This is a genomic window from Candidatus Methylomirabilota bacterium (assembly GCA_036005065.1).
Lineage (GTDB): Bacteria > Methylomirabilota > Methylomirabilia > Rokubacteriales > DASRDR01 > DASYQW01.
In genome coordinates this window covers 1-9,126 of sequence record DASYQW010000005.1, presented here as the reverse complement: position 1 = coordinate 9,126, position 9,126 = coordinate 1, and the positions used below count along the sequence as shown (strand labels likewise).

8 protein-coding genes are annotated in these 9,126 nt (G+C 71.0%); 1 reads left to right on the top strand and 7 read right to left on the bottom strand.

Features of this window, described 5'->3' with window-relative positions:
• Nucleotides 1-251: 251 nt before the first annotated feature.
• The 6 genes from dapA to mltG form a co-directional block, all read right to left on the bottom strand.
• Nucleotides 252-1,142, bottom strand: a complete 891-nt coding sequence (gene dapA, locus VGW35_00235; protein ID HEV8306065.1) for a 4-hydroxy-tetrahydrodipicolinate synthase — start codon at nt 1,140-1,142, stop codon at nt 252-254.
• 258 nt (nt 1,143-1,400) lie between these two features.
• A complete protein-coding gene (gene lysA, locus VGW35_00230) occupies nt 1,401-2,663 on the bottom strand; it encodes a diaminopimelate decarboxylase (protein ID HEV8306064.1) in 1,263 nt (420 codons plus the stop codon).
• Nucleotides 2,664-2,809: 146 nt separating this feature from the next.
• Entirely contained in the window at nt 2,810-3,919 is a 1,110-nt protein-coding gene (locus VGW35_00225; protein ID HEV8306063.1) for a hypothetical protein, read from the bottom strand.
• Between the two features lie 19 nt (nt 3,920-3,938).
• On the bottom strand, nt 3,939-5,336 hold the full coding sequence (gene argH, locus VGW35_00220; protein ID HEV8306062.1) for an argininosuccinate lyase: 1,398 nt from the start codon (nt 5,334-5,336) through the stop codon (nt 3,939-3,941).
• Nucleotides 5,333-6,064 carry a lysophospholipid acyltransferase family protein gene (locus VGW35_00215; protein HEV8306061.1) on the bottom strand — a complete coding sequence of 244 codons (732 nt, stop codon included), beginning with the start codon at nt 6,062-6,064 and terminating at the stop codon, nt 5,333-5,335. Before VGW35_00215 ends, argH begins: the two co-directional genes overlap by 4 nt.
• A 52-nt stretch (nt 6,065-6,116) precedes the next feature.
• Nucleotides 6,117-7,169: an endolytic transglycosylase MltG gene (gene mltG / locus VGW35_00210; protein ID HEV8306060.1), complete on the bottom strand. Its 1,053-nt coding sequence runs from the start codon at nt 7,167-7,169 to the stop codon at nt 6,117-6,119.
• A gap of 203 nt (nt 7,170-7,372) precedes the next feature.
• On the opposite strand from mltG, the gene VGW35_00205 reads away from it, so the two are divergent.
• Complete coding sequence (locus VGW35_00205) at nt 7,373-8,365, top strand: DNA-directed RNA polymerase subunit alpha (GenBank protein HEV8306059.1); 993 nt, start codon at nt 7,373-7,375, stop codon at nt 8,363-8,365.
• A 334-nt stretch (nt 8,366-8,699) separates the two neighbouring features.
• Here VGW35_00205 and VGW35_00200 read toward each other — a convergent pair.
• A partial coding sequence (locus VGW35_00200) for a hypothetical protein (GenBank protein HEV8306058.1) occupies nt 8,700-9,126 on the bottom strand: 427 nt, incomplete at its 5' end.

Below are 9,126 nucleotides of genomic sequence, written 5' to 3'. Positions count from 1 at the left end.
ACAGCCGCCTCCGGGTGCGCCGACGCCGGCCGACATGGAAGCCGCGCTCAAGGCGTCCGGGCTCCCGGTGACCGTGCTCAACCCCGAGCTCCGGAAGGTCTACGACTTGAGCAAGCCCTAGGTCATTTCGGGGGGGTCTCGTAAGACCCCCCCGATGCCCCCCCGTCGTGGCGGCGGCGAAGCCGCCGCTCGGAGCACTCCTCGATGCATCACGCGCTCGGTGGTCGGCGCCGGATTACTCCAACACACCCCTAGCCCTTCAGGACCCCGGCCTGGCTGAGCACCTGCCGGAGCCGGTCCCGGTTGGCGTCGCTCATCGGACACATCGGCAGCCGCCACTCGGCCTGGATCATCCCGAGCATCGCCATGGCTTCCTTGACCGGAATCGGGTTGGTCTCGATGAACATGGCCCGGCAGATCGGGAACAGCTTCCAGTGCAGCTCCCGGGCGCGCTTCCAGTCCCCGTCGAGCGCGGCGTGCGTCAGCTCGGCCACCTCCCGGGGCAGGAAGTTCGCCACCACCGAGATCACCCCACGGCCACCCACCGCCATGAGCGGGAGCGTGAGACTGTCGTCACCCGAGACGACCGTGAAGTCCGGACCACAGGCGAGGACGACCGAGGTCATCTGGTCCAGGTTGCCCGAGGCTTCCTTGACTCCCACGATGTTGGGGATCTTGGCCAATCGGGCGAGGGTATCGGTCTCGATGTTGACCGCGGTCCGGCTCTGGATGTTGTAGAGGATCAGCGGGAGCTCCGGCGCGGCCTGGGCGATGGCCCGGAAGTGCTCGTAGAGGCCTGGCTGGGTCGGCCGGTTGTAGTAGGGCGAGACGAGGAGCGCCCCATCGGCGCCGGCCTTGGCCGCGTGGACGGTCATGTCGATGGCCTCGGCCGTCGAGTTCGAGCCGGTCCCGGCGATGACCGCGATCCGGCCCCCGGCCGCCTTGACGACGATGTCGACGACGCGCTTGTGCTCCTCGTGGCCGAGGGTGGGCGACTCGCCCGTGGTCCCGCACGGCACCAGTCCGTCCGTGCCGTGCTGGACGTGGAACTCGACGAGCTCGCGGAGCTTGGTCTCGTCGACCTTTCCGTCCCGGAACGGCGTCACCATGGCGACCAGCGAGCCCTGGAACGTGCGTCGCATCGTCAACCTCCGATCTCCATCTGATCTCGACGCGCCGGGGGCGGCGGCCCTTCGGGCGTCGCTCCTGCGGGGACCCCTAGGGCAGGGGCCCCGTCCACGTGCTCTCTCCGGCAATCAGGTCCTCGTAGCTGCATCGGAGGGGGGCTGTGCCTCCCTCCGAGACCTCCCCCCGGGGTTGCGGCGGCGAAGCCGCCGGTCGGAAAGCTGTCCCACGGGCCGCCCGACCGGGCGTGAACGTGCCGCGGATCGGTAACCGCCTCACGGCAACGCCCCTGCCCACGTGCTCTCTCCGGCGATCAGGTCCTCGTAGGTCTCGCGCCGCCGCACCACCTGGAAGCGGTCGCCGTGGACGAGGACCTCGGCCGCGCGGGGGCGGGCGTTGTAGTTGGAGGCCATGGCGAAGCCATACGCGCCCGCGGACAGGATGGCCAGGAGCGCCCCTTCGCCGACCGGCGGGAGGGGGCGCTCCTTGGCGAGGAAGTCTCCCGACTCGCAGATCGGGCCCACGACGTCCACGACCTCGGTGGGCGTCCCGGCGGCCGGCTCCGCCAGCGGCCGGATCTCGTGGTGGGCGTTGTAGAGGGCCGGGCGGATCAGGTCGTTCATCGCCGCGTCCACGATGAGGAAGCGGCACTCGGTCGCCTTTCGGTAGAGGACGCGCGTGAGGAGCACCCCGGCGTTGCCGACCACCGAGCGGCCCGGCTCGAGCAGGACAGTGAGCCCGAGCCGCTCGAGCAGCGGCTTGAGGGCCCGGACGTAGTCGGTCGGACCCGGCGGGCTCTCGTCGCGGTAGCGGATGCCCAGCCCGCCGCCGACGTCGAGGTAGCGGAGGGTGATCCCGTCCTGACGGAGGCCTTCGATCAGCTCGGCCACGCGCGCCAGCGCGTCGGCGATGGGCGTGACCTTGGTGAGCTGAGAGCCGATGTGCATGTGAATCCCGACGACCTCGATCCCCGGCAACCCGGCCGCGCGGCGATAAAGGTCACGGGCCTCGCGGTGCGGCACGCCGAACTTCGAGGTCTTGAGGCCCGTCGAGATGTACGGGTGAGTCTGGGGATCGATGTCCGGATTCACCCGGACGGCGATTCGCGCCCGCGTTCCTTCGGCCCGCGCCACCTCGTCGACCGCCGCCAGCTCGGCCGCCGACTCCACGTTGAAGCAGAGGACGTCGGCCTTCAGGCCCTCGCGGATCTCCTCCCGGGTCTTCCCCACGCCGGCGAAGACGATCCGCTGCGGCTCGAAGCCCGCCCGGAGGGCCCGGTACAGCTCGCCGCCGGAGACGACGTCGGCCCCGGCCCCCGCCCGCGCCAGGAGCGCCAGGATGGCGAGGTTCATGTTCGCCTTCACGGCGTAGCAGCAGAGGTGCGGCACGCTGGACAGCGCCCGCTCGTAGGCGTCGTACGTGCTCAGGATGGCCCCCGCCGAGTAGACGTAGACGGGAGTCCCGACCGAATCCGCGATCGCCTCGAGCGGCGTCGCCTCGCAGTAGAGCTGTCCGTCCTGATAGGTGAACGTGTCCATGCGTCGGCCCGAATCGCTTTGGAGCGACGGTAGCACGCGGGTCACCCCAAATCAAGCCGGACGCGCGTGGGGCCGGAGTCACCCGGCACCCGTGCTCGACCGGGGTCGTCTCCCGCGGCGCGCTCCGAGCGCGGGCTTGCCCGCCGTCAGGGCAGTGTAACGGCGGTCTCGGGCGAGGGGATGGACTCGTTGGCTCGGCGCGAGCGATCGACGGCCGTCACCACGTAGTAGTAGGTCTGGCCGGGACGCACGTCGGTATCGACGTAGGTCGTCGCCGATTGCGGGGCCGGGGTGAGCGGCTGGTAGCCGCGTCCGGCCGTCGTGCTCCGATAGACACGGTAGCCCCCCAGGTCGGAATCGGTCACCGCCTCCCAGGCCAGCCGCACGGCGCCCGGCGCCAGCACCGCCACCAGCCCTCGCGGCTGGGCCGGCGGGGTCCGATCCTCCGGCGTGGCCGCGACCACCTCGGTGGGCCGGCTGGTCGGGCCGCCGACACCCAGGAGCGCCCGGATCGAGTAGTAGTATGTCGTGTCGTTCTGCGCCGTGAGGTCGACGTAGCTCGGCGTGGGAATCGGCTCGGGATTGACCGGACTCGTCGGACGGGCTTCGGGCGAGGTGGTCCGAAATACGTTGTAGAAGATTCGCCCCCGTGGGCGTGAGCCGTCTTCGAGGGTCTCGGGCACCCGCCAGCTGAGGCGCACCTCGCTGTCGCCGGCCAGCGCGGTCACGGCAGCCGGCGGCCGCGGAGGGGCATCCCGGTCGATGGTCACCCGGTTCGACGGAGGGCTCGGGCGCCCCTGGGCATCGATGGCGAGCACCACGTAGGTGTAGCGCTCGCCGAAGCCGAGCCCCTGGGTGTCGGTATACGTGACCTGGTTGCCCGTGACCTCCGCCGGCGCCGGCTCGGCCAGCCTGATGTTGGCGACGCGGTCGAAGCCGGCCACGGCCCCCGGCGGGCCGAACAGCCCTCCGAACGTCAGGATGGCGGGCCGCCGCGGCGTCTCCTCGCCGTCCTGCTCGAGCCGCCGGTAGACCTCGGTGCGTCGCAGCTCCTGGATCGGCCCCCGGTCGACGCGGATGCGGGGCAGTGTCCACTGGAGCCGCACCCCCTCGCCGACGACCGCCGCCGAGAGGTCCTGGATCGCCGCCGGAAGGCGCCGCTCGGGCGCGACGGGCGGCCCGCGGCGACCGCAGGCCGCCAGGGCCAGGGGCAGCAGGAGGCCGAGGATGAGCGCGGCCCGGGCGCGGCCGCTCACCGCGCCACCTCCGGGCGGCTCACGGCGCCTCCACGAGCGAGCGCGCCTCCACCAGCTCCCGCTCGACGGCGGCGGGGGCGGTTCCCCCGTAGGCCCGGCGCGCGGCCAGCGACGCCTCGACGCTGACGGCCTCGCGGAAGTCCACCTCGAAGAGCGGCGACAGGGTGTGCAGCTCCCCGAGCGGCAGCTCGTGGAGCCCGATGCCGCGCTCGAGCGCGAGCGCCACCGCCTTGCCCACGACCTCGTGCGCCTCGCGGAACGGCACGCCCTTCCGCACCAGGTAGTCGGCCAGGTCGGTCGCCGTCGAGTATCCTTCGCCGGCCAGCGCGCGGAGCCGCTCGCGACGGAAGCGGAGCGCGTGCACCAGCGGCGCCAGGATGCCGAGGCATGCCCGCACGGTATCGGCCGCGTCGAAGAACCCCTCCTTGTCCTCCTGCATGTCGGAATGATAGGCGAGCGGCAGCCCCTTCATGACCGTCAGCAGGCGCATGAGGTTCCCGTAGACACGGCCGGTCTTGCCGCGGACCAGCTCGGCGATGTCGGGGTTCTTCTTCTGCGGCATGATCGAGGATCCGGTCGCGTAGGCATCGGGCAGGTCGACGAAGCCGAACTCCGCGGACGCCCAGAGGACGATCTCCTCGCACAGGCGGGAGAGGTGCATGGCGAGGATGGCCGAGGCGGCGAGGAACTCGAGGGCGAAGTCGCGATCGGAGACGGCGTCCATGCTGTTGGGGCTCGGGGCGGCGAAGCCGAGGTCCCGGGCCAGCGCGTGGCGATCGACGGGGACGGTGGTGCCGGCCAGCGCCCCCGCGCCGAGCGGCAGCACGTCGAGCCGGCGCCGCGTGTCCGCGTATCGGCCGCGGTCCCGCTGCAGCATGAAGACGTAGGCGAGCAGGTGGTGGGCCACCAGAATGGGCTGGGCACGCTGGAGATGCGTGTAGCCGGGCATGGGGCAGTCGCGGTGCTGCTCGGCCTGGGTGAGAAGGGCGGCCTGGAGGTCCCGGAGCGCCCCCTGGATCGCATCGATCTCCGACCGGAGCCACAGCCGCATGTCGAGCGCGATCTGGTCGTTGCGCGAGCGGCCGGTGTGGAGCTTACCGCCCACCGGCCCGATCTTCTCGGTGAGCCGGCGTTCGATGTTCATGTGGATGTCTTCCAGCTCGAGGCGGAACGGGAACGTCCCGGCGGCGAGCTCGCTGCGGACTGCCGCGAGACCGTCCAGGATTCGCTCGAGCTCGACCGCCGAGAGCACACCGCCCTGGGCCAGGGCGCGCGCCCAGGCCTCGCTCCCCTGGATGTCGACCGACCACAGCCGATGATCGAAGGGCAGGGAGGCGGTGAAGACCTGGGCCGTCGCGTCGGGCGGCGCGGTGAATCGTCCCCCCCACGGCGTCCCGGGCGGACCGGCCGCCGTCACGGCGCGCCAACCGGTCCCGGCACGCGGCCCAGGCCGCGCTGTTCGTCGGCGAGGAGCGCGGCAATCTCCGCCATGATCCGGCTCGTCACGTCCTCGCGCACGGTCTGGGTGAGCCGCGGGCGCGTGAAGGGCGTGAACCGGAGCGCCCGGCCGAAGCGGACCCGAAGCGGGACCGGACGCGGGATGTGCCAGGGCCGCGCCGCGAGCGCCTGGAACGTGCCGGTGATCGCCGCCGGCACCACGGGCACGCCCGCCCGGAGCGCGACCAGGGCCACGCCCGCCTGACCGCGCACCAGCCCGCCGTTGCGGCTGAAGGGCCCCTCGGGGAAGATCCCGACCACGCCGCCTCTTTCCAGGACACGCAGGGCGCGCCGGATGGCCCCGGGGTCGGGCCGCGCGAGCTCGATCGGGATCGAGCCCACGTGCCGGTGGAAGTAGGGATGGAGCGGAGTGGCGCGATAGACGCGCGGCATCACCAGGAACACGATCTTCCGCGGCAAGGCGACGCCGAGGAGGACGCCGTCGAGATAGTTGACATGATTGGCGGCGACGATGAAGGGGCCGGAGCGCGGGATGTGCTCGAGGCCGGCCACGCGGAAGTCGAAGAAGCGCCGGAGCATCGGCCGGAGGAGATAGCGGAGGCCCGCGTAGAGGGCGGGGAGCGCCTCCGGTGGGGCGACCGGGGCGGACGGCGAGGTGGACGGCGTCTGCCCGTGGGTCTGGCTCATCGGGATGCGGTCCACGTGGGTTTATAGCACCGTCAACTAGGCGACGCAAGGGTCAAAGGGCGCCGGGACGGCCGCGACTCTGGCGATAACGGGCGACCGCGTGGTTGTGCTCCTCGAGTGTCGCCGAGAACTGATGCCGGCGGTCGTCGATCGAGACGAAGTAGAGATAAGGTACTTTGGCGGGCTCGAGGGCGGCCTCGACCGACGCCCGCCCGGGGTTGCCGATCGGGCCGGGCGGCAGCCCCCGGTTCCGATACGTGTTGAACGGATGATCGATCTGGAGGTCCTCCCGCGTCGGCGCCCGGCCGTCCTTGCCGACCGCATAGGCCACCGTGGGATCGGCCTGGAGCGGCATGTCGCGCTGGAGACGGTTCCAGAAGACCCCGGCGATGAGGGAGCGCTCCTCGGGGACGCCCGTCTCCTTCTCGATGATCGAGGCGAGCGTGAGGAGCTCGTGGAGCGTCAGCCCTCGCGCCGCGGCCCGCGTCAGGACGTCAGGAGTCGCCACCTTCTCGCGGAAGCGATGCACCATCCGGCCCAGAACCTCCTCGACGCGCATCCCTTTGGTCACCCGATAGGTATCGGGGAAGAGGTAGCCCTCGACCCCGTCAGCCTCGATCCCGAGGTTCTGGGCGAAGGACGGGCTCTGGGCCACGCTCAGGACATCCGCCGCGGGAGCGATTCCCTCCGTCTCGAGCTGTCGCGCCAGCTCCCGCACCGTGAAGCCCTCCGGGACGACGATCAGGTGCGGCTTGACCTTTCCCACCTCGAGGAGCTCGAGGGTGGTCAAGACGGTGGCGCCCTGGGGGATCTCGTACTCCCCCGCCTTCAGCGATCGCGCCGTCCCGCGCAGGACCGCGAGGCCGACGAACGCCACGCGGCTCCGGATCACGCCCTCCTCGGACAGGATTCGCGCGATGTCGAGGAGGCCATGCTGGGGCGGGATCTCCACCGTCCGGGCGCCGGCCCGGAGGGCCGGAGGCGGGACGAGGGCGCGTCCGACCTCGATCGCGCCGAGGACGAAGAGGAGCGCCGCGACGAAGAGAATGGCCCGCCGGCGCCGCGGCCGGCGGTGCTCCGTGGGGGGCGTCGGTTCTCGCTCCATCGGGTACGCCACGTCGCCGGCGAGGGCCGCGGCTGTCCGCCAACCCTCTACCCGGTCGCCCGAGCGTGGCCGAATGCCGGAATCACGCTTGATTCTAGAGAGCGCTGTCCCGCGTGTCAACCAAGCCCTTCCATGAAGCGACCTCCCAGGCTATAATGAACGTTCGTCTCCTACTCCGACCAGCCGAGGACAGAGGAGGTTGCATGACGACGCTCCAGCTCCCCCGCAAGCACGAGTGGCAGGAGGTCCAGGCCGAGCACGGGAAGTTCGTGGTCGAGCCCTTCGAGCTTGGCTTCGCGCTCACCATCGGCAACGCGTTCCGCCGGGTCCTCCTCTCCTCGATCGAGGGCGCCGCGCCGACGTGGGTCAAGATCGAGAACGTCCTGCACGAGTTCTCGTTCCTTCCGGGAATGATGGAAGACACCCTCGACGTGCTGAACAACATCCGGAAGGTCGTGTTCAAGCTCCACGGGGAGCGGAGTCGCCTGATCCAGCTCCGGGCGACCGGCCCTGGCGTCGTGAAGGCGTCGGACTTCCAGACGGATGCCGACATCGAGGTGCTGAACCCCGACCAGCCGCTGGCCACGCTCGACCGCGACGGCGTCCTCGCCATGGAGGTCCAGGTCGAGAAGGGCCGCGGCTACGTGCCTGCCGAGAAGCGCGAGCTCGAGGGCTTGCCGGTGAACGTCCTGCTGCTGGACGCCGACTTCTCGCCGGTTCGCCGGGTGAACTTCGACGTCGAGCCCGCCAAGCGCCATCCGGGGTCCGAGCGGCTCGTGATCGAGATCTGGACCAACGCCAGCGTCTCGCCGGAGGACGCCGTCGGAGAGGCCGCGCTGATCCTCGAGGACCATTTCAACCTGCTCTGCCGCTTCCCCACCGGACTGGAGCCGGACGAGGAGGTGGCGGCCGAGGTCGAGAAGGTCGAGCTCAACGAAAACCTGTTTCGGAGCGTCGACGAGCTCGAGCTGTCCGTGCGGGCCTACAACTGCCTCAAGACGGCCAACATCCGGACGATCGCCGATCTCGTGCAGAAGAGCGAGGCCGAGCTCCTGAAGACCAAGAACTTCGGCAAGAAGTCGCTCAACGAGATCAAATCGATCCTCGGTGAGATGGGGCTCTCTCTCGGGATGCGACTCGACCCCGCCGAGCTCGAGCGACTCAAGGCGCAGCACGAGCGCGCCTTCGAAGCCTGACCCGGCCCCGACCGGCGCCGCGACCCGCCGACTTCCGCGCCAGGGTTCGTGAGGGGTCCCGGGCCCATGGCCCGGCCGCCGGCACACAACCGCCGACCACGGCATCGTCCACTCCGAGCAGCCACCGGCGGGGAGGCGCTTCGCGCATGTGACTACTGCTACCGGCTGCCGGCCCATCTGTGCATCCGCGACCTGGTGGTCACCCCGACGCGCTCGACGTTCTGAGCCGGCCAGGATCCCACCGAGCCGGCCGGGGCCGGGCCCTGGCCGCTTCGCCGGTCCGCGCCACAGAACAGGGGCGCCCGGACCGTCGCCTTGATCCGGGCGGTTCCAGTTACGGGGCGCCGCGGAGCAACACCTCCTCCGGCGCCGCCCGGAGATTCGCCCATCGGCGCACCCAGAGCCGGTCCCCGTCGCTTCCGACCTCGACCGCGCCGTCGTAGTCCGTTCGATAGATCCGGGCGCCCGCGGCGGCCAGGCGACCCAGCGCGGCCGGGGTCGGGTGCCCGAAGGCATTCCGCGCCCCGACCGAGATCAAGGCCAGCCGTGGCCCGACGCCAGCTAGAAAGGGAACCGACGAGGCGTACCGGCTCCCGTGATGGCCGACTTTGAGGAGGGCCGCTCCCAGCGGCAGCCTCGCGGCCAGGAGATCCGTCTCGGCCGGCCGCTCGGCGTCGCCCGTCAGCAGCACCGTGGCCAGACCCCACTCCACCCGCAAGACGAGCGAGGCATTGTTGACGTCCGAGGACCAGGGAGGCACG